The organism is Luteibacter pinisoli (genome assembly GCF_006385595.1).
GTDB lineage: Bacteria > Pseudomonadota > Gammaproteobacteria > Xanthomonadales > Rhodanobacteraceae > Luteibacter > Luteibacter pinisoli.
In genome coordinates this window covers 64,861-82,875 of sequence record NZ_CP041046.1, presented here as the reverse complement: position 1 = coordinate 82,875, position 18,015 = coordinate 64,861, and the positions used below count along the sequence as shown (strand labels likewise).

Annotated in this window: 15 protein-coding genes; 3 read left to right on the top strand and 12 right to left on the bottom strand. The window is 66.2% G+C overall.

Features of this window, described 5'->3' with window-relative positions:
* Positions 1-1,998 carry a cytochrome o ubiquinol oxidase subunit I gene (gene cyoB, locus FIV34_RS00390; RefSeq protein WP_139978554.1) on the bottom strand — a complete coding sequence of 666 codons (1,998 nt, stop codon included), beginning with the start codon at positions 1,996-1,998 and terminating at the stop codon, positions 1-3.
* Between the two features lie 37 nt (positions 1,999-2,035).
* The gene (gene cyoA / locus FIV34_RS00385) at positions 2,036-2,962 is read right to left on the bottom strand and encodes a ubiquinol oxidase subunit II (RefSeq protein ID WP_211352682.1); all 927 of its coding nucleotides are present in this window, start codon (positions 2,960-2,962) and stop codon (positions 2,036-2,038) included.
* A 195-nt stretch (positions 2,963-3,157) separates the two neighbouring features.
* On the opposite strand from cyoA, the gene FIV34_RS00380 reads away from it, so the two are divergent.
* Positions 3,158-3,577 (top strand): YidH family protein, encoded by a 420-nt coding sequence (locus FIV34_RS00380; protein ID WP_211352681.1) that lies wholly within the window; start codon positions 3,158-3,160, stop codon positions 3,575-3,577.
* 9 nt (positions 3,578-3,586) lie between these two features.
* Here FIV34_RS00380 and FIV34_RS00375 read toward each other — a convergent pair whose 3' ends face one another.
* From FIV34_RS00375 to FIV34_RS00355, 5 genes are all read right to left on the bottom strand, one after another.
* Positions 3,587-4,945, bottom strand: coding sequence for a TolC family outer membrane protein (locus FIV34_RS00375; RefSeq protein WP_139978550.1), 1,359 nt, complete (start codon positions 4,943-4,945; stop codon positions 3,587-3,589).
* Positions 4,946-5,107: 162 nt separating this feature from the next.
* On the bottom strand, positions 5,108-5,563 hold the full coding sequence (locus FIV34_RS00370; protein WP_139978548.1) for a hypothetical protein: 456 nt from the start codon (positions 5,561-5,563) through the stop codon (positions 5,108-5,110).
* 23 nt (positions 5,564-5,586) lie between these two features.
* A complete protein-coding gene (locus FIV34_RS00365; RefSeq protein ID WP_139978546.1) occupies positions 5,587-7,077 on the bottom strand; it encodes an efflux transporter outer membrane subunit in 1,491 nt (496 codons plus the stop codon).
* Positions 7,077-10,277, bottom strand: a complete 3,201-nt coding sequence (locus FIV34_RS00360; protein ID WP_139978544.1) for an efflux RND transporter permease subunit — start codon at positions 10,275-10,277, stop codon at positions 7,077-7,079. The genes FIV34_RS00365 and FIV34_RS00360 overlap by 1 nt, the downstream gene beginning before the upstream one ends.
* 24 nt (positions 10,278-10,301) lie before the next feature.
* Positions 10,302-11,450, bottom strand: a complete 1,149-nt coding sequence (locus tag FIV34_RS00355; RefSeq protein ID WP_139978542.1) for an efflux RND transporter periplasmic adaptor subunit — start codon at positions 11,448-11,450, stop codon at positions 10,302-10,304.
* Between the two features lie 169 nt (positions 11,451-11,619).
* Between FIV34_RS00355 and FIV34_RS00350 the strand changes: the two genes are divergently transcribed.
* On the top strand, positions 11,620-12,117 hold the full coding sequence (locus FIV34_RS00350; protein WP_139978540.1) for an OsmC family protein: 498 nt from the start codon (positions 11,620-11,622) through the stop codon (positions 12,115-12,117).
* Between the two features lie 11 nt (positions 12,118-12,128).
* Here the strand turns inward: FIV34_RS00350 and FIV34_RS00345 are convergent, their stop codons facing one another.
* From FIV34_RS00345 to FIV34_RS00335, 3 genes are all read right to left on the bottom strand, one after another.
* Positions 12,129-13,619, bottom strand: coding sequence for a hypothetical protein (locus FIV34_RS00345; RefSeq protein ID WP_139978538.1), 1,491 nt, complete (start codon positions 13,617-13,619; stop codon positions 12,129-12,131).
* A gap of 108 nt (positions 13,620-13,727) precedes the next feature.
* On the bottom strand, positions 13,728-14,462 hold the full coding sequence (locus FIV34_RS00340; RefSeq protein WP_139978535.1) for an SDR family oxidoreductase: 735 nt from the start codon (positions 14,460-14,462) through the stop codon (positions 13,728-13,730).
* A 92-nt stretch (positions 14,463-14,554) separates the two neighbouring features.
* Positions 14,555-15,409 carry an NmrA family NAD(P)-binding protein gene (locus tag FIV34_RS00335; protein ID WP_139978533.1) on the bottom strand — a complete coding sequence of 285 codons (855 nt, stop codon included), beginning with the start codon at positions 15,407-15,409 and terminating at the stop codon, positions 14,555-14,557.
* Positions 15,410-15,551: 142 nt separating this feature from the next.
* On the opposite strand from FIV34_RS00335, the gene FIV34_RS00330 reads away from it, so the two are divergent.
* Entirely contained in the window at positions 15,552-16,463 is a 912-nt protein-coding gene (locus tag FIV34_RS00330; RefSeq protein WP_139978531.1) for a LysR family transcriptional regulator, read from the top strand.
* 15 nt (positions 16,464-16,478) lie between these two features.
* Here FIV34_RS00330 and FIV34_RS00325 read toward each other — a convergent pair whose 3' ends face one another.
* Positions 16,479-16,877, bottom strand: coding sequence for a hypothetical protein (locus FIV34_RS00325; RefSeq protein WP_139978529.1), 399 nt, complete (start codon positions 16,875-16,877; stop codon positions 16,479-16,481).
* Positions 16,878-16,994: 117 nt separating this feature from the next.
* Positions 16,995-17,876, bottom strand: coding sequence for a LysR family transcriptional regulator (locus FIV34_RS00320; RefSeq protein ID WP_211352680.1), 882 nt, complete (start codon positions 17,874-17,876; stop codon positions 16,995-16,997).
* Positions 17,877-18,015 lie beyond the last annotated feature (139 nt).

Genomic DNA, 18,015 nt, shown 5'->3' with positions numbered 1-18,015 from the left:
TCAAACCCCTGCCAGCGCACGCGTCCGCTCACCTTCGGTCGCATCGACCTCGGCGGCCGGGATCACGTAGTCGCGGTTGTAGTTGAAGGTGTGGACGATCGACAGGATGACGATGCCGGCGAAGCTCAGCGCGGCCAGCCACCACATGTACCAGACCATCGCGAAGCCCAGCACCGTGCACAGGCCGGCGATGATCACGCCCATACCCGTATTGCGCGGCATGTGCACCGGCTTGAAGTCGGTCGTCGGGCGGACGTAACCGTGGTCCTTCATGTCCTGCCAGGCATCGAGGTCGTAGACCACCGGCGTGAGCGCGAAGTTATACGCCGGCGGCGGCGACGACGTGCTCCATTCAAGCGTACGGCCGTTCCACGGATCGCCACTCACATCGCGCAGTGCCTTGCGCTTCACGATGCCCACGACGATGCTCATCACGAAGCCGAGGATGCCCACCAGGATGATCACGGCACCGATGGCGGCCACCACGAAGTACGGCCGCAGCGAGACATCATCCAGGTGATTGATACGTCGTGGCACGCCCATCAGGCCGACGATGTAGATAGGGGTCCACGCCACCCAGTAGCCAATGACCCAGCCCCAGAACGCCACCTTGCCCCAGAACTCGTCCATCCGGAAACCGAAGGCCTTGGGGAACCAGTAGGTCATGCCGGCGAACAGTCCGAACACGACGCCGCCGATGATGGTGTTGTGGAAGTGGGCGACGAGGAACAGGGAGTTGTGCAGCACGAAGTCCGCGGCTGGCACGGCCAGCAACACGCCGGTCATGCCACCGACGACGAAGGTAAGCATGAAGGCCACGACCCACATCATCGGCAGCTCGAAACGAATCTCGCCGCGGAACATGGTGAACAGCCAGTTGAACACCTTCGCTCCGGTGGGAATCGCAATCACCATCGTGGCGATGCCGAAGAACGAGTTCACCGACGCGCCCGAGCCCATGGTGAAGAAGTGATGCAGCCACACCAGGTACGACAGCAGCGTAATCACCACCGTGGCGTACACCATCGAGCTGTAGCCGAAGAGGCGCTTGCCGGTAAACGTCGAGGTGATTTCCGAGTAGATGCCGAACGCGGGAAGGACCAGGACATAAACCTCGGGATGGCCCCAGATCCACACCATGTTCCAGTACATCATCGGGCTGCCGCCCAGCTCGTTGGTGAAGAAGTTCGTGCCGGCGTAGCGGTCCAGGATCAGCAGGAAGAAGGCCGCCGTCAGCGCGGGGAAGATCGCGATGGCGAGGATGTTGCTGCACAGCGCCGTCCACGTGAACACCGGCATCTTCATCAACGTCATGCCCGGCGCACGCATCTTGATGATGGTGGCGACCATGTTGATGGCCGATAGCGTGGTGCCGACGCCCGCGATCTCCAGCGACCACAGGTAGTAGTCCACGCCGGAGTCCGGGCTGTACTGCAGCTCGGCCAGCGGCGCGTACGAGAGCCAGCCCGTGCGCGCGAACTCACCGACGAACAGCGAGATCATCACCAGCACCGCGCCCGAGGCGGTCAGCCAGAAACTCAGGTTGTTGAGATAGGGAAACGCGACGTCGCGCGCACCGATCTGCAGCGGCATCACGAAGTTCACGATGCCCACCACTAGCGGAATGGCGACGAAGAAGATCATGATCGTACCGTGCGCGGTGAAGATCTGGTCGTAATGGTGCGCGGCGAGGTAGCCCTGGTTCGCACCGAAGGCCATGGCCTGTTGCGCGCGCATCATCAGCGCATCGGAGAACCCGCGCAGCAGCATGATGATGCCGAGCACGATGTACATGATGCCGATCTTCTTGTGGTCGACGCTGGTGAGCCAGTCGCGCCACAGCCAGCCCCAGAGCCTGAAGTAGCTCAGTGCGGCGACGGCGGCCAGGCCGAGCACGGCCACGGCGATGAACGTGCCGACGAGGATCGGCTCGTGGAGCGGAAGGGCGTCGAGCGAAAGACGCCCGAGCAGCCCGTGGGGCGAGCTTGCATCTAGCATGGTCTATCCGTACGGGGTAAGGGAAAGAGGGGCACGTTCAGTGACCCGTCGCGGGGGCATGCATGTCCATGGTCGTCTCGTCGTGGACACCGCCGTCCTTCGCCGCGTCGACGCGCATCATCTCGTTCTTGCACAGCGTGCCCGGGGCGACGCAGCGGTTCACCGCACGGCGGAAGAGATCCGGCGATACGCCACCGAAGTGCATCACCGGCACCTTTTCGCTCGGCTGGTCCAGCGCGATGTAGCGCTCGGTGGAAAGGGCGTCCGGCGAGGCTTTGACCTTCGCCACCCAGCGATCGAAGCCGGCCTGGTCCACGCCGTGCAGCTGGAAGCGCATATCGGTGTAGCCGGCACCGGTGTAGTTACCGGAGTAGCCCCAGCTGTCGCCCGGCTTGTTGAGCACGGCGTGCAGCATCGATTGCATGCCCGGCATCGCGTAGATCATCCCGGCGAGCGTCGGGGCGTACAGGGTGTTCATCTGGCTGGTGGCGGTGATCGTGAAGCGCACCGGTACGTCCACCGGCAGCGCCAGCTCATTGACCGTGGCGATGCCCTGTTCCGGGTAGATGAACAGCCATTTCCAGTCCATCGCCACCACCTGGATATCCAGGTGCTTCGTGCCGGCGGGGATGGGCCGGCCTGCCGAGAGGCGATCCAGCGGCCGGAAGGGATCCAGCTTGTGCGTCGTTACCCAGGTGATGGCACCGAGGATGCCGATGATCACCAGCGGGATCGTCCACACCACCAGCTCGATGCGGGTGGAGTGGGTGAAGCTGGGATCGTAGGCCTGGGGGTTCCTGCCCTTGCGGTAGCGCAGGGCGAACACCACGATGAGCGCCAGCACGGGGATGACCACCAGCAGCATCAGCCCGGTGGCGACGAGGATGAGGTTGCGCTCCTGGAGGGCGATGTCCCCACCCGGGTTCATCACGACCATGTCGCAGCCGCTGAGGAAGGGGAGCACGGCCGCCGCAGCAGCGCGTCTTGCCCATTTTGTGGCGAAGGTTTGACCAGTCATGGGCGCAAAGGCTAGGCCCATGCCCCCGGATCAGTTTTGACCCTGCGCAGGTTTTGCGGCGTGCTCGGTGCTTGCGACGTTTTGTCCGGCGCATCCCCGGCCTATCTCCGGCGCGCGATCCTGGGCTATACAGGCCGGGCGATGGGCGCCATCGAACTGACACGGGAGACACCGGTGATTCCGCACTACACCGACCACGCGGCCAACGAGCGTACTTACCTGGCCTGGGTGAGAACCGCGATCGCGGTGATGGCTTTTGGCTTCCTGCTGGAACGCTTTGACCTCTTCCTGGCCTTTGCCATGGCCACCGCGCCGCGACCGGCCGTGGCGCTGAATTCCCGGGCGACGGAACTGCTCGGCCTGGGCCTCATCCTGCTGGGCGCATGGATGACCCTGCTCTCCACGCTGCGCTATCGCCGCAACCGCCGGCAGATCGACGACACCGAAACGCACGGCTACACGGATACCGGGCCGCAACGAGCCCTGTCCTGGCTCGTGGTGATCATGGGCGTGTTCCTGGCGGCCTATGTGGCGCGCCAGCTCATCGCCATCGCGGCCTGACGCGCCGGCTTACTGCAGCAGCCGGTTGATCTCCTCGACATCCTTCAGCTCCGCCGCGCCCACGGTGCGCTTCAGCAGCAGCTTGTTGAGGATGAACTGGTGGCGCAGCGCGGTGTACTGGCTGCGGATCTCGGCGAGGATCTGAATCGCCACCACGACGTTGGTCAGGCTCTGCGTGCCGATGTCGTAGCCGGCGCGTAGCGAGGCGAGCGACTTCTTCGCGGCGTCCACGGCTTCGCGGGCGTCGTTGACCTGGCCGATGCCGGCGATGACCAGGTTGTAGTAGTTCATGGCATCGCGCGCCGTCTGCCGGCGCACGGTTTCCAGGTCACCCTGGTCGGCGTCGCGCTGGTGGATCGCCTGGCGCACCTGGGACTGGGTGAGGCCGCCACTGAACAGCGGCACGGCGAGGACGAGGCCCACCGTCGTGCTGCCCGGACCGTAGCCCGCGCCACCGCGGTAGGCGTTGGACCATGCGCCCGCCTTGTCGTAGCCCACCGCGAGGTTGAGCGTCGGCAGGTGGCCGCTACGCGCCGCGTTGATCGAGTGCTCGTCGGCGGTGACCAGCCGGCTGGCCGCGACCACTGACGGGTTCTGGTTCATGGCTTCTTCGACCCACGCATTGGCGTTGTTCGGCGTCGGCGGTTCCATCGGGAGGTCTTCGCGCAAGGTCTTCAGCGTGCCCGGCTCCTTGCCGGTCAGCTGCTGAAGCGCGCGGCGCGCATCCTTCAGCGCGGTCTCGGCATCCACGCGGGACGACTTGATGAACAGGTAGTACGCACGCGACTGGGTGAGTTCGGCCTCGGGCGCGAGGCCCTTCTCGAACAGCACGGTGGCCTGGTCGAACTGCTGCTTGTACGCGTCTTCGTAGGAGCTGAAGACTTCGACCTGGTCCTGCGCCACCAGCACGTTGAAGTACGCCTGGGTGGAACGGACATAGAGGTCCTGCAGCTCGCCCTCGTACGTGGCTTCCTGCGCGTCGGCCGTCGACTTCGCCTGCCGCTCGCGGGCGAACTTGGAGAGGTCGAGCACGGTCTGGTCGAGGGTCAGGGTGAGGTCGCGCTGGCGGCTATGGCCGTTGGCCGACGAGGTGTTGGGCGTGCCGTCCTCGTTGGTGCTGCCGGAGTACGCCGGGTGGAACTGTTGCAGGCTAAGCCCGGCCGATAGCTGCGGCAGCAGCGCGGCGCGGGCCTGCGGTACGCCTTCGGCCACCACCAGGCGGCGCGCATCGGCGCTCTGCAGGACGGGGTCGTTGGCGACGGCCTCGCGATAGATGTCCATCAGGTCTTCGGCCGCGGCCAGGGAAGGCAGGCAACCGGCGATGGCGAGCAAACCAGCCAGGCAACCCGGCAGGGTCTTGGTGCGCATTGGATCATTTCCCCGTAAGGCGCCGAAGCATACGGGGTCGTTAGCAAGGGCTATGCCACCACGCGGAAGTGGCGTGTTGACGGGCGCCGATGGGTGCCGGCGCGGCCGGCGAGCGTGTCCGCGGACAGCGCCGCGCGGACACCGGCGGTCAGTCCCGGAGGATCACACCGGGGCCCAGGTGCTTTCCTCGCGCACCGGCTGGGCCGCGCGCACGCTCAGCTCATACCAGTGCTCCTTCCCCTTGGCGTCGTGGTACTTGCGCAGCACCGGTGCCAGTTCGTTCTCGGCGCACCAGGTGGCGAAGACCTTCCAGGCCGCGTTGTACGGGTGCGTCGGATTACGGATGTCGTAATCCGGCGTCCAGCGGAAGGTCTGCAGGATCAGCGCGACGGTGTTGTTCTGGCCGGCACCGAGTCGCACGGGTTTCACCTCGGCACCGGCCAGGATGCGCGAGGTAAACTCGGTTTTCGCGGTGTCGAAGAATTCCTGCACCTGGCGCAGGTCGCGCTCGCCGCAAGGGCCGTTCGCGCTAGCGCTGCGCTCCAGGTCCTGCAGGCAATCGGCCTTGATGCAGTTCTCGGTGATGCGGAGCATCGAGCCCAGGGTGGGAGCCGGCATGGTCGTGCACCTCTTCGAAGTCGTCAGTGGGTGCCGCTGGCATCGGCCACGGGGGAGGTCCCGGGCGGCGTGGGCTCGTTGCCCCACCCACCGCCGAGGGCACGGATCAGGTTCACCGTGGCGCCTGCCTGCTCGCCACGCAACCGGACCTCGTTGAGCCTCGCTCCCAGCACGACGCGCTCGGCATCCAGGATGTTCAGATAGTCGACGGAACCGTCTTCATATTGCGCTTTCGACAGGCCGAAGGCACGCGTGGACGCGCTCACCGCCTCGCCCTGCACGGCGGTTTGCGCCTGCAGGATGCGCAGGGTGGAAAGCCCGTCCTCGACGTCCCGGAAGGCCACGAGCACCTGGCCGCGGTACTGCGCCACGCTCTCCTCGTAGCGTGCCCGCGCCTGCTCCAGGTTGCCCTTGCGGATGCCGCCGTCGAACAGCGGCAGGTTGATCGCCGTCCCCACCAGCGGGCCAAGCAGGAACGACCGGCTCGACCACTTGAAGACGTTGGACAGGCTCTCCGCTTCGTAGCCACCCGTGCCGGTCAGGATGATCGAAGGAAAATACGCCGCCTTCGCCACGCCGATGCGCGCGTTGGTCGCGGCCATGGCGCGCTCGGCGGCAGACACGTCCGGGCGGCGTTCCAGCAGGCTGGACGGCAGGCCGGGCGGGATGCGCAGCTCAACGGGTTGCAAGGGCGTGGGCGCGAAGGTGAAGTCGGCCGGGGCCTTGCCCAGCAGCACGGCGAGCGCGTGCTCCCGAATCGCCCGGGCGCGGCGGGCCGACATGGCATCGGACTTGGCCGTGGCCAGCTCGGCCTCGGCCTGGGCCCGGTCGAGGTCCGTGGTCTCGCCGGCTTCGAGCCGGTTGGAAACGAATTTCAGGGTTTCCTGGCGTAGCTCGATTGCGCGGTCATACACCGCCAGCTCGGCGTCCAGCTCACGCAGCTGGAAATAGTTCTGGGCGACGTCGGCCTGCAACATCAGCTGCACCGACTGGAACAGGGCCTGCGCCTCCTGGCTCTCGGCGCGCGCGGCGGCGACGGTCGACGCCACGCGGCCAAACAGGTCCACCTCGTAGGCGATGTTCGCCTGCGCACGCCACACCGTCTGCGCGTCCGGGCGCACGCCCGTCGGCGGGACGCCAAGTGACTCGGGCGCGTTCTGCTGCCGGGTGGGGCCGAAGCCGGCCGAGATATCGGGGAAGCGTGCTGCCCCCGCGGTCCGTTCGGCACCGCGGGCTTCCTGTACGCGGGCGGCCGCGGCGGCGAGGCCGGGATTGCCGGCAAGGGCCTGGGTTTCCAGGTCGTCGAGCTGTGCGTCGTTGAATACCTTCCACCATGCACCGCGCGCGGCGGCCTCGGCCGGCAGCGCCGGCTGCCAGGTGCCCGCCGCATCGCTACCCAGCTCCTTGTACGCCACCGGCGCGTGGACGTCGGGGACGGCGTACTTCGGCGCGAGGGAGCACGCCGCGAGGCTGGCGGTGATGACGGCAGCGAGGATCGTGCGTTGGATGCGCATCAGCCTGCCCTCTCCGGAATGGCGTCCTCGATGCCGATGACGCGTCCGTTGCGGCCATGCTTATCTTCCAGCTGGTGGGCACCGGCCAGCATGCGCATCAGCACGTAGAACACCGGTGTCAGCAACAAGCCGAACAAGGTGACGCCGAGCATGCCGAAGAACACGGCGATACCCATGGCATGGCGCGTTTCGGAACCGGCGCCATGCGAGAGCACCAGCGGCACCACGCCCATGATGAAGGCGATGGAGGTCATCAGGATCGGGCGAAGACGCAGGCGGCTGGCTTCGATCGCCGCATCGACAATGCTGCGCCCCTGGATCTCCAGCTCGCGGGCGAACTCAACGATCAGGATGGCGTTCTTCGACGCGAGGCCAACAAGCACCATCAGGCCCACCTGGGTGAAGATATTGTTGTCACCGTTATCCAGCCACACGCCGACCAGCGCGCAGAGCAGGCTCATCGGCACGATGAGGATCACGGCCAGCGGCAGGGTCAGGCTCTCGTACAGCGCGGCCAGCGTGAGGAACACGAGCAGCAGGCTCACGGGGAAGACCACCACCGCCGTGTTGCCGGCGATGATCTGCTGGAAGGTCAGGTCGGTCCATTCCAGCTTGAAGCCGCGTGGCAGGGTTTCCGCGGCGACGCGTTCCACGGCGGCCTGGGCCTGCCCCGAGGAGTAGCCGGGCGCCGGGCCGCCGTTGATATCGGCGGCGAGGTAACCGTTGTAGCGGACCACCGACTCGGGCCCGAACGTAGTGGAGACATTCACCAGCGACGACAGCGGAATCATCGCGCCATCGAGGTTGCGGGTTTTCAGCTGGCCGATGTCTTCCGGATGCGAGCGGAACGGTGCATCGGCCTGCACGCGCACCTGGAACACACGGCCGAAGCGGTTGAAGTCGTTGACGTACTGCGAGCCGAGGAACACCTGCATGGTGTTGAAGACGTCGGTCACCGCCACACCGAGCTGTTTCGCGTTGTCGCGGTCGAGGTCCACCTTCAGCTGCGGCACATCGATCTGGTAGTTGGTGAAGGCCGGCCCGAGCTCGGGCGTCTTCGCGGCCTTGGCGAGGAAGGCCTTGGTCACTTCGTTCAGCGCGGTATAGCCCTGTGCGCCGCGATCCTCGATCTGGAACTTGAAGCCGCCGAGCGTGCCGAGGCCCAGCACGGGCGGTGGTGGGAACACGGCGATATAAGCGCCCTTGATGGCCGCGTACTTCTTGTTCAGCGCCATGGCGATGGCGCCGGCCGATTCACTGGCACCATGGCGGTCCGCGGCGGGTGTCAGCTTAAGGAACATCACCACAGAGCTGGACGAGTTCACGAAGCCGTTGATCGACAGGCCCGGATGCTGCACGGCGTGTTCCACGCCCGGTTGCTCAAGGCCGATCCGGCCCATCTCGCGGGTGATCGCATCCGAGCGGTCCAGCGATGCGCCGTTGGGCAGCTGGGCGATGGCGATGATGTATTCCTTGTCCTGCAGGGGCACGAAGCCGCCCGGCACGATGTGGCCCATGAAGGCCGCGCCCGCCAGCAGGACGAGGTAAACCACGATCATCTTCCACTTGTGGCCGATCACCGCCGCCACGCCATTGCCGTAGTGGTCAGATCCTCGCTGGAAGACGCGGTTGAAGGCGCCGAAGAACCTGCCGAGGACGCGATCCATGCCACGGGTCAGCCAGTCCTTCGGTTCCTCCCTGCCCTTCAGCAACAAGGCGGCCATCGCCGGCGAGAAGGTCAGTGAGTTGAACGCGGAGATCACCGTCGAGATGGCGATGGTCATGGCGAACTGCTTGTAGAACTGCCCGGTGAGCCCCGACATGAAGGCCAGTGGCACGAACACGGCCACGAGCGTCAGCGCGATGGCGACGATCGGTCCGCTCACTTCCTGCATGGCCTGGTACGTCGCGTCGCGCGCTGGCAGGCCGGACTCGATGTTGCGTTCGACGTTCTCCACCACGACGATCGCATCGTCCACGACAATGCCGATGGCCAGCACCATGCCAAACAGCGACAGGACATTGATCGAATAGCCCAGCACAAGCAATAGCGAGAACGTACCGACGATCGACACGGGCACCGCCAGCAGCGGAATCAGCGACGCGCGCCACGTCTGAAGGAACAGGATCACCACCAGCACGACGAGGATCACCGCCTCGATCAGCGTGTGGATCACCGCCTCGATACTGGCGCGGACGAAGGTGGTGGGGTCGTAGACGATGCTGTACTCGACGCCAGGCGGCATATCCGGCTGCAGCTCCTTCATCGCGTCGCGCACGTCCTGCGATACCTGCAGCGAGTTGGCGCCGGGTAGCTGGAAGATCCACAGCGCGGCGGCCTCCTTGTTATCCAGCAGCGCGCGTGAGCCAAACTCGGCGGCGCCCAGTTCCACGCGTGCGACGTCGCGCAGGTGGATCAGCGCGCCGTTCTCGCTCTTGAGCACGATGTCGCGGAACTCGTCCTCGGTTTGCAGGCGGCCCTTCGCATTGATGCTCAGCTGAAGCGGCACTTGCCCCTTCATCGGCGAGCCGCCGATCAGGCCAGCCGCCACCTGGACGTTCTGCTCGCGGATCGCGGCGACCACGTCGGCCGCGGTGATGTTGCGTTCGGCCATCTTCGGCGGATCCAGCCACACGCGCATGGCGTAGTCGCCCGAGCCCTTGATCACCACCTGGCCCACGCCGTTGATGCGCTCCAGGCGCTCCTTCACGTTGATCAGCGCGTAGTTGCGCAGGTAGGTCTGGTCGTAGCGGCTGTCCGGAGAAATCAGGTGGACGACGAGGGTGAGCGTCGGCGACGACTTGATCGTCGTGACACCGAGCAGCTGCACGTCTGGCGGTAAGCGGGGCAACGCCTGCGAGACGCGGTTCTGCACCAGCTGCTGGTCCTTGTCCGGATCGGTGCCGAGGCGGAAGGTGACGGTGAGGGCCATGTTGCCGTCGGCACTGGCCTGGGATTGCATGTAGAGCATGCCTTCCACGCCGTTGATCTGTTCTTCGAGCGGCGCCGCCACCGTGTCCGCCAGCACCTTGGGATTCGCGCCCGGGTAGGAGGCGTAGACCACGACGGAAGGCGGCACCACCTCGGGGTATTCCGAGATCGGCAGCTGGAACATGGCGATGACGCCAGCCAGTAGGACCAGCGTGGAGAGCACCCACGCAAAGATCGGCCGGTCGATGAAAAAGCGGGAGATATTCATGGCGCCTCGCTAGGGCCGGCGGCGTTACCGCGTGGCGACGGGATCGTTCTCACCGGACATCGGCACCACCTTGGGATGCACGACATCCCCTGGGTGCACTCGCTGGAAGCCGCTGACGATGATGCGTTCACCGGGTTTGAGGCCGGTGTCGACGATGCGCAGGCCATCGGCGAGGTTGCCCAGCGTGACTTCGCGGTACTGCGCCTTGCTCTTGTCATCGACGACCAGCACGTATTTCTTGGCCTGGTCGGTGGAGATGGCGCGATCGTCGACGAGGATGGCCGGATGCTGTGCCCCGGCGCCGACGGAGACGCGCGCGAACAGGCCAGGCACCAGCGCCCCATCGGGGTTATCGAAGGCCGCGCGGACGCGGATCGTGCCGGTGGTGTTGTTTAGCTGGTTATCTACCGAAGCGACCTTGCCGGTGCGTGGCGTGCCTTCGTCCGTGGCCAGGCCCAGCCGTACCGTCACCTCGCGCTGGCCGACCTGGCTGAGGTCGCGCAGGTAGGTCTGTTCGTCGACATCGAAGTCCGCATAGATCGGCGAGATCGAGACCAGCGTGGTGAGCGACGGCGAACTGTAGCCGGCGGCGACGATGTTCCCGACCGTGCGTTCCGCGCGCGAGACCTTGCCATCGACGGGCGCGGTGATCGCGGTGTAATCGAGATTGACCTTTGCCTCGGTGAGCGCGGCTTCGGCGGCTTTCACGTCCGCGGTTGCCGTGAGCGATGCGTTGAAGCGGTCGTCGAAGTCGCGTTTGGAAATGGCGTTGCCGGCGAGGAGCTTCTGGGCACGGGCGTAGTCCGCCGTGGTGAATACCGCCCGGGCTTTCGCCGCGGCAACCTGGGCCGAGGCGCGCTCCACGGCGGCGGCATAGGGGCGGGGGTCGATAAGGAAGAGCGGATCGCCCTTCTTCACCGTCTGCCCGTCCTTGAAGTACACCTTCACGATGGTGCCCGGCACCTGGGCGCGGATGTCCACGCGCTCGATGGCCTGCAGGCGCCCGGAGTAGGTCTGCCATTCGGCCACCCGCTTACTGACCACCTCGGCCACGTCCACGTCGGCCGCCTGGCCCGCCGCGTCGGGTGCATGTTTCCCGCAGGCCCCCAAACCGAGGGCGAGCAACAGCGTGACCGCGAGAACCGCAGCCGGAGGGCGACGAGCGTCGTTCATGGGTGTGTCCCCAGTGGCGTAGGCGGACGTGCGTTAGTCTCGGCCTGAGTGTCAGCGCGCTTACCCCGCGGCCGATAGAATCCACCTGCCGTCATTTGGACGCTATCGCATTCATGGACGGTCGGTGCTACTACAGGGGCCGTCCCTTCCCCTCCGCCGCGAGATTCCGATGATCGATTCCAAGCCTGTCCTGATCGAAACCACCGGCGGGGGCGCCTACCAGGTGGCCATCGCCGCGCAGGGCCCCACCTTCTTTGCCGACGAGCCGGAAAGCGTGGGCGGCCTGGCCACCGGGCCGACGCCGTACGAGATGCTGAGCGGCGCGCTGGGCGCGTGCACGGCGATGACGATGCAGATGTATGCGCGTCGCAAGGGCCTGCCCGTGTCGAAGATCCAGATCGCCGTCGCCCACAGTCGCGACCCGGCGTCGGGCCGCGATCGCTTCGACCGGCAGATCTACATCGAGGGGCCGCTCGAGCCCGACCAGACGACGCGCCTGATGGAGATCGCCGAACGCTGTCCGGTGGGCAAGACGCTCAGCGGCGGGGCGGACCTGACGAGTCGCCGGGTGGATGCACCGTGTGGCCGTGCCCACGAACCGCCGCGCGATTGCATGCACGAGCCGGCCATGCTGCGGACGTGCGAGGAGTTTGAGGCGACCGGCTGAGCCGCACCGGCTCAGACGCGGGTCAGCGCGACATCGCCCACGAGGGCGTAGTTGTGCATCGGTCGCTGCGCGCCATCGCTCGCCGTGTAGGCATCGGTATCGCCGGCGGAGTCACGAATGTTGCTTCGGGGGCCACCCGTCCGCCCGGCGATGGACGCCGGCTCGGCAGGGTCGCCCCAGCCCAGGGTCAGCTTCGTTGCCGCTGCGGGAAGCGGCACTTTCAACGTCAGCCTGAGCATGTCGCCAGCGACCACGTTGATGGCGGCGATCAGGTTGTTGTCTGTCGTACTCACGGGAACCACGGCGTTGCTCGCATCACGCAGATCCAGGCCATGGTTGCGCGTCGGTGATACCCAGCTCGTATCCAGCGTGAGGACGCCATCCGGCACGTTGAACAGGACGTAGATCGTGCGTGGGCCGGTCACGATGGCGGCGAGCATGTCCAGCGCCGGGTTGCGCATCGGTACGCCGGCCTGCCGGTCCGTGACGAGCTGCTGGATGGCCCGCGCAAAGTAGCGGCCTTGCCAGCGATGGCTTTCATTGGTCAGGTGCAGCATCGGCTGGCCCTGCGCGGACTCGTCGAAGTAATCGAACAGGTATTGCGGATTGACCATGCGCATCGTCGCGCTGGCCAGGCAGGCATCGCGCTGCGCGAGCGCGATGAAGGGATTGCAAAAAGCGAGGCTGCCGCTGCCGTAGCTGTTATGGCTGCATACCTGGGCCACGAGCCAAAGAGGCCGCCAGGCCTGCTCGGGGATAAGCACCTGGCAGAGCTTCAGCCAGTGCGCGCGCTCGAGTGCCGTGAGTTTTGATTTGTACGACGCGCGCGTTTCGCTACCGCCGGTGGAATCGGCCTCGCCCTGCTGCCATGTCGTGGCCAGCCAGCCGATGGTTCCACCCGTGGTGGCGGCTTCGGCGCGCATCAGCGCGACCATCGCTTGCAGGCGCACCTGGCTGTTCTTCCAGCCCTGGTAACCGCTGAGGTTGGTATCGGCCAGGAAGCTGGCGAAGTAGCCGATGGGCCGGCCACCTTCGGCGCTGGTAAAGGCGCTGTACTGGCTGAATTGTGCGGTGAAGGGCACGCCGGTCCGTGCTGCCGTGTAGTCCACCAGGCCATCCGCGCAGGCGTTCGTGCCGACCTCACCGCCGGTGCCGTGGCCGGTGTTGGATTCCACGAGCGGGATGAAGCTGGTCATCGCCGCCGGATCCGTGCCCGGGCGAACACCCCCATTGAAGGTGACGTTGGCATAGATCTGTTCAAGCGTCAGCGCGGGATTGCCGCCGGTGCCCACGGCGTTGGACTGGCCGTGGAACATGATGAGTTCGCGGCGTGCACGCGTGATGACGCCGGGGGGCGACGTGTCCGCCGCATCGGCGCCGCTGCTGAGCAGCCAGGCCAGGCTCGCCGCGCCGGTGGCGCGGGCCATGCTGGCGGTGCCAAGGGCGGCAAGGCTCTGCCGCAAGAAGTCACGTCGCGAGCCGGAGCGATCGTCCTGCGTCATCGTGGCGCCTCACCTGCGTGGTCCGCGGGAATGCGAGGCTTGATAGTAGGCACGCCAACGCGATGCGCGAATGACGGTTGCCGTCTTCGCGCATCGGTTGTTCAGCATTTACCAGGGAAGCGTCTTGCCCAGGTAGGTGAAGGTACCGGTCGGGCCGTTCGCATCCAGCAGGGCCATCTCGACGCTGGACTTCGCACCCGTGGGCACGTCGATCTCGCCGTTACCGCCATTCATATCCGTCTGCACGTAGCCCGGGTGGATGGCGTTGACCTTGATCGGCGTGTCGCGCAGCTCGTAGGCGAGATGCACGGTCCACGCGTTCACCGCGGTCTTGGAGACGTTGTAGGCCGGGATCTTGAAGCCGTAGATCGACGACGACGGATCGTTATGCAGCGCGAGCGAACCGAGCTGGCTGGAGACGTTGACGATGCGGCCCGCCGGCGATGCCTTGATCAGCGGCAGGAACGCCTTGGTCACTTCCACGACGGCGAAGAGGTTCGTATCGAACGTGTCGCGCCAGGTGTCGACCGTCTGCTCGGACGGGGCCTTGTCCAGCGCATCGAGGAGGATGCCCGCGTTGTTGACCAGGATATCGAGGCGGCCGTAGGTCTCGGTCACTTCGCGTGCCGCTGCCGCGACCGACGCCGGGTCGGCCACGTCAAGCACGATCGGATCGACCGGGAGACCCTCGTCGCGGAGTTTCTTCGCCGCTTCCGCCGTGCGCGCCGCGTCGCGGCCCGCCAGCAGGGTACGAACGCCGGTGGCCGCGATCTGGCGGACCGTCTCGAAGCCGATGCCGCGGGTCGCGCCCGTGACAAGTGCAACCTTCTGTGACTCATTCATTGCCGTGGATCTCCTGCCCGTAGGCCATGGGGTGGGTGCATCCTCTTTCACCTATGGGCGGATTGACGACTATGCAACGGGGCCTGGGTGGCTTATCGAGCGACGAGGGCCGCGATCGCCGCTTCGAGTCCCGTCGTGCCCCTGGTCGCCCCTGCGCCGAAATCAATCCACCCTTCGTTGAAGCCATCGATCATTCGCATGCGTGGCGTTGGGTTTTTCATCCCTTCGCTGGAGAACCGCGCTTCCCAGGTGTCGCGCGGAACCACGCGCGCACGCACGTCTGTACCAAGCGCCTTGGTGAGCGCCGCTGCGATGTCGTTCGGGCTCACTCGCTCGGGGCCTTCGAGCTCGACGATGCGAACGCCTTCGCTGCGCTCGGTGAGCAGGCGCGCAGCCGTTTCGCCGACGTCCTTCGTGGCGACCATGGCGATCTTCCGGTCCAGCGGCGCGAGGTAGCTGTCGATGACGCCATGTTCGCGAGCGGAGGCGATGTCCCATTGTGCGTTTTCGATGAACCAGCCCGCGCGCAGGAAGGTCACCGGCATGGGCAGCCGGCTGAGTACCTGTTCCATGCGGCCCAGGCGCGAGAGCAGGTTCTCCTGCGTGGCGTCGGCGCCGATGGTGGAGAGCGCAACGACGCGGTCGGGGCGCGCGGCGAGGAGGGCGTCATGGATCGACGTGATCGCCGGGTCAGCACTGGTGAGGAAATCGGGGGCCGGGTCGAACTGCGGGGGGAGCAGGATGAAGACCGCTTCCGCGCCCTCGAAGGCTCGGGTAAGCGCGGCGGTATCGCCGAACCCGGCCAGGGCGACGTCCGCGCCACGGGCGGCGAACGGGGCGGCGCGGGCGGCATCGCGCACAACGGCGCGGACGGGCTGGCCAGCGGCGAAGAGGGCATCGGCGAGGGAACCGCCGACCTGACCGGTGAGGCCTGTGATGGCGTACATAGGGTTCTCTCGTTGGGGGACGAAGAGAAGGTAGGGCGTCGCTGGTCGTGACTGAAGCGACATTTAGTCAGTTCTTTCGTGACACTGGATCATCAATGGGCGTGGTAAAACGCTGGCTATCCTCCGTCAGGCACGCCCCGCCATGCCCACCGATTCCCGCCTGCTCGGCAACCTGTCCGTCCTGGTCGCGGTAGTCGATACCGGCAACTTCGCCCGTGCCGCCGAGGCCCTGAACCTCACGCCCTCCGGGGTGAGCCGGGCGGTAAGCCGGCTGGAAACGCGGCTGGGCGTGCGCCTGCTGCATCGGACCACGCGGTCGGTCACGCTGACGGACGAAGGCGAGCGGCTGTATGCGCAGGCCGGTCCGTTGCTCTCCAGCCTCGAGGATGCGGCGCTGTCGGCCGCCGGTGACGCGCAGACCGTACGGGGGCGCCTCCGCGTCAGCCTCGATCCGATGTTCTCCTGGCAGGTGGTTGCACCGCGGCTCCATGAGTTCCTGTCGCGCTATCCCGATCTGCAGATGGAGATCGTGACTCGCGACGAACTCGGCGACCTCATCGCCGAGGGCATCGATGTCTCGGTGCGCTTCTGCGAACCACCGTCGTCCTCCCTCGTCGCGCGCAAGCTGCTCGATACGCGCGTGCTCACCGTTGCCGCGCCCGCGTATCTCGCCGCGAATGGCACGCCGAAGACACCGGCCGACGTGGCAACGCACCGGTGCATCCAGTTCCGCGATCCGGCCACGCGCCGGCCGTTCGACTGGGAGTTCCACCGCCGCGGCAAGGTGCTTGCCGTGCAGACCGAAGGCCCGCTACTGGTCAACGACTCCGGCACGATGTTCTCGGTGTGCCTGGCCGGTGCGGGCATCGCCCAGGTGCTGGCCGTCAGCGTGCGCGATGCGATCGCCGACGGCCGGCTGGTGGAACTGTTTCCCGAGTGGAACGGAGAGACGTTCCCGCTGTACGCGTTCTATCCCTCGCGCCGGCATGCGCCGCCGAAGGTCAGGGCGTTCGTGGATTTCTGTGTCGAGCTTGCAGGTGAGCGAGGCGCCTGAGACGCGTCGCCCGACTCACATCGACAGCGGGCTCATCCGCTGGAGCTGACCCTGCCAGTGGTCGCCTGGGGTATCGAGCCCTATCTGGAGCTCGTCCGTACCCAGAGGCCTCGCCACGAACGGGGCATCCCGCACCGTGTCGCAGAATCCATCCGCGCCCGGTCCGATCTCTGAGCGATAGGCCACGCGGTTACCGTAGTCGGTGAGGCCTGCCATCGTGACGCGACAGTTATAGGGATCGCCAAGGGCAAGGGTGGCCTTCGGCCCGTCGAAGTGGACGGTAAGGATCATCTGTTTCTTGCCCGTCCAGACCATGCCACGCCACGCACCCGTGGGCGGCGTCGCCGAGGCGACCAGCGGAACAAGGAACAGCAACACAGCGGCGGAGATGATCCGCGAGACTTTCGAATGCACAGGCGTTCTTCCCTGGAGTGGCTGACATCGACGGCATGTCCCGGGCGCGAACCTGCGGCCGGGTTGCGCAAGAAATTGTCAGCAGCCCGTGCACTCGTCAACAAGCAAGATCTTGCGCTACGCCAGATGCGGATGGTTTCGCAGATGCTCCGCTAGTAGATCGATGAAATAGCGCACCTTTGATGAACCGTACTTGCTCTCCCGGTGCAGGATATGGATCGGCCACGGTGCTTCCTCGTAGTCGGCAAGGACGACGCGCAGCTTGCCGCTGGCCACCTCCTGGCCCACTTGGTACGAGAGCAATCGGGCCAGGCCCATGCCGGCCACGGCGCCTGCCACCGCGGCATCGTTGCTTGAGACCGTGAGCCGCGGCTTCATCCGTACCGTCGTCGGATCATCGAGCGCGCCGAACTTCCAGTCGACACGGGGCGAGATGCCGGTCGAGGCAATGATGTGGTGTTTCAGCAGATCCGCCGGGTGTTCGGGCGTGCCGTGCTCGGCGAGGTACTCCGGCGAAGCGACCAGCACGCAACGTACCTGGCCCACCCGAAGCGCCCGCAGGCTCGAATCGGGGAGGTGGCCGATGCGCACCGCCACGTCGATGCCTTCGTCGACCAGATTGACCACGCGGTCCAGGAAATACGCGGAGACATCCACCTCGGGGTGCATCTTCAGGTACCGCGCGATGCACGGCATGACGAACCAGCGCCCGAACAACACGGAGGCGGTGACCGAGAGGTTGCCCTTCGGGGTGGCGTTGACGCCGGCGGCGGCCTCGCTCGCTGCGACGATACTGGCCAGGATCTGCCGGGTGTCATCGAGGTAGCGTCGGCCTGCCTCGGTCAGGCGGACATTGCGCGTGGTTCGCGCCAGCAGCTTCACGCCGAGGCTTTCCTCCAGCGCCGCGATGGCCCGGGTGACGGCCGCGGGGGATAGGTCCAGCCGCCGGGAGGCGGAGGCGAAGCTCTCGTCCTCGCCCACCGCCACGAAAACCTTCATAAGGTGAATCTGGTCCATACCCGCGCGCCAGGCGACATAGTGTGCGTCGAGCATACGACATTGTTGCGCGGACTTTGGCTTGGCATTCCTTACCGCGAGCAATGATTCCGCTACGCGCAATAGTCAATTGCGCACAGCC

What these genes read in the sequence shown, in the direction of transcription:
- cyoB (WP_139978554.1), bottom strand. Translation starts at nt 1,998, where the DNA reads ATGCTAGATGCAAGCTCGCCCCACGGGCTGCTCGGGCGTCTTTCGCTC.
- FIV34_RS00380 (WP_211352681.1), top strand. Translation starts at nt 3,158, where the DNA reads ATGGGCGCCATCGAACTGACACGGGAGACACCGGTGATTCCGCACTAC.
- FIV34_RS00375 (WP_139978550.1), bottom strand. Translation starts at nt 4,945, where the DNA reads ATGCGCACCAAGACCCTGCCGGGTTGCCTGGCTGGTTTGCTCGCCATC.
- FIV34_RS00370 (WP_139978548.1), bottom strand. Translation starts at nt 5,563, where the DNA reads ATGCCGGCTCCCACCCTGGGCTCGATGCTCCGCATCACCGAGAACTGC.
- FIV34_RS00365 (WP_139978546.1), bottom strand. Translation starts at nt 7,077, where the DNA reads ATGCGCATCCAACGCACGATCCTCGCTGCCGTCATCACCGCCAGCCTC.
- FIV34_RS00360 (WP_139978544.1), bottom strand. Translation starts at nt 10,277, where the DNA reads ATGAATATCTCCCGCTTTTTCATCGACCGGCCGATCTTTGCGTGGGTG.
- FIV34_RS00355 (WP_139978542.1), bottom strand. Translation starts at nt 11,450, where the DNA reads ATGAACGACGCTCGTCGCCCTCCGGCTGCGGTTCTCGCGGTCACGCTG.
- FIV34_RS00350 (WP_139978540.1), top strand. Translation starts at nt 11,620, where the DNA reads ATGATCGATTCCAAGCCTGTCCTGATCGAAACCACCGGCGGGGGCGCC.
- FIV34_RS00345 (WP_139978538.1), bottom strand. Translation starts at nt 13,619, where the DNA reads ATGACGCAGGACGATCGCTCCGGCTCGCGACGTGACTTCTTGCGGCAG.
- FIV34_RS00340 (WP_139978535.1), bottom strand. Translation starts at nt 14,462, where the DNA reads ATGAATGAGTCACAGAAGGTTGCACTTGTCACGGGCGCGACCCGCGGC.
- FIV34_RS00335 (WP_139978533.1), bottom strand. Translation starts at nt 15,409, where the DNA reads ATGTACGCCATCACAGGCCTCACCGGTCAGGTCGGCGGTTCCCTCGCC.
- FIV34_RS00330 (WP_139978531.1), top strand. Translation starts at nt 15,552, where the DNA reads ATGCCCACCGATTCCCGCCTGCTCGGCAACCTGTCCGTCCTGGTCGCG.
- FIV34_RS00320 (WP_211352680.1), bottom strand. Translation starts at nt 17,876, where the DNA reads ATGAAGGTTTTCGTGGCGGTGGGCGAGGACGAGAGCTTCGCCTCCGCC.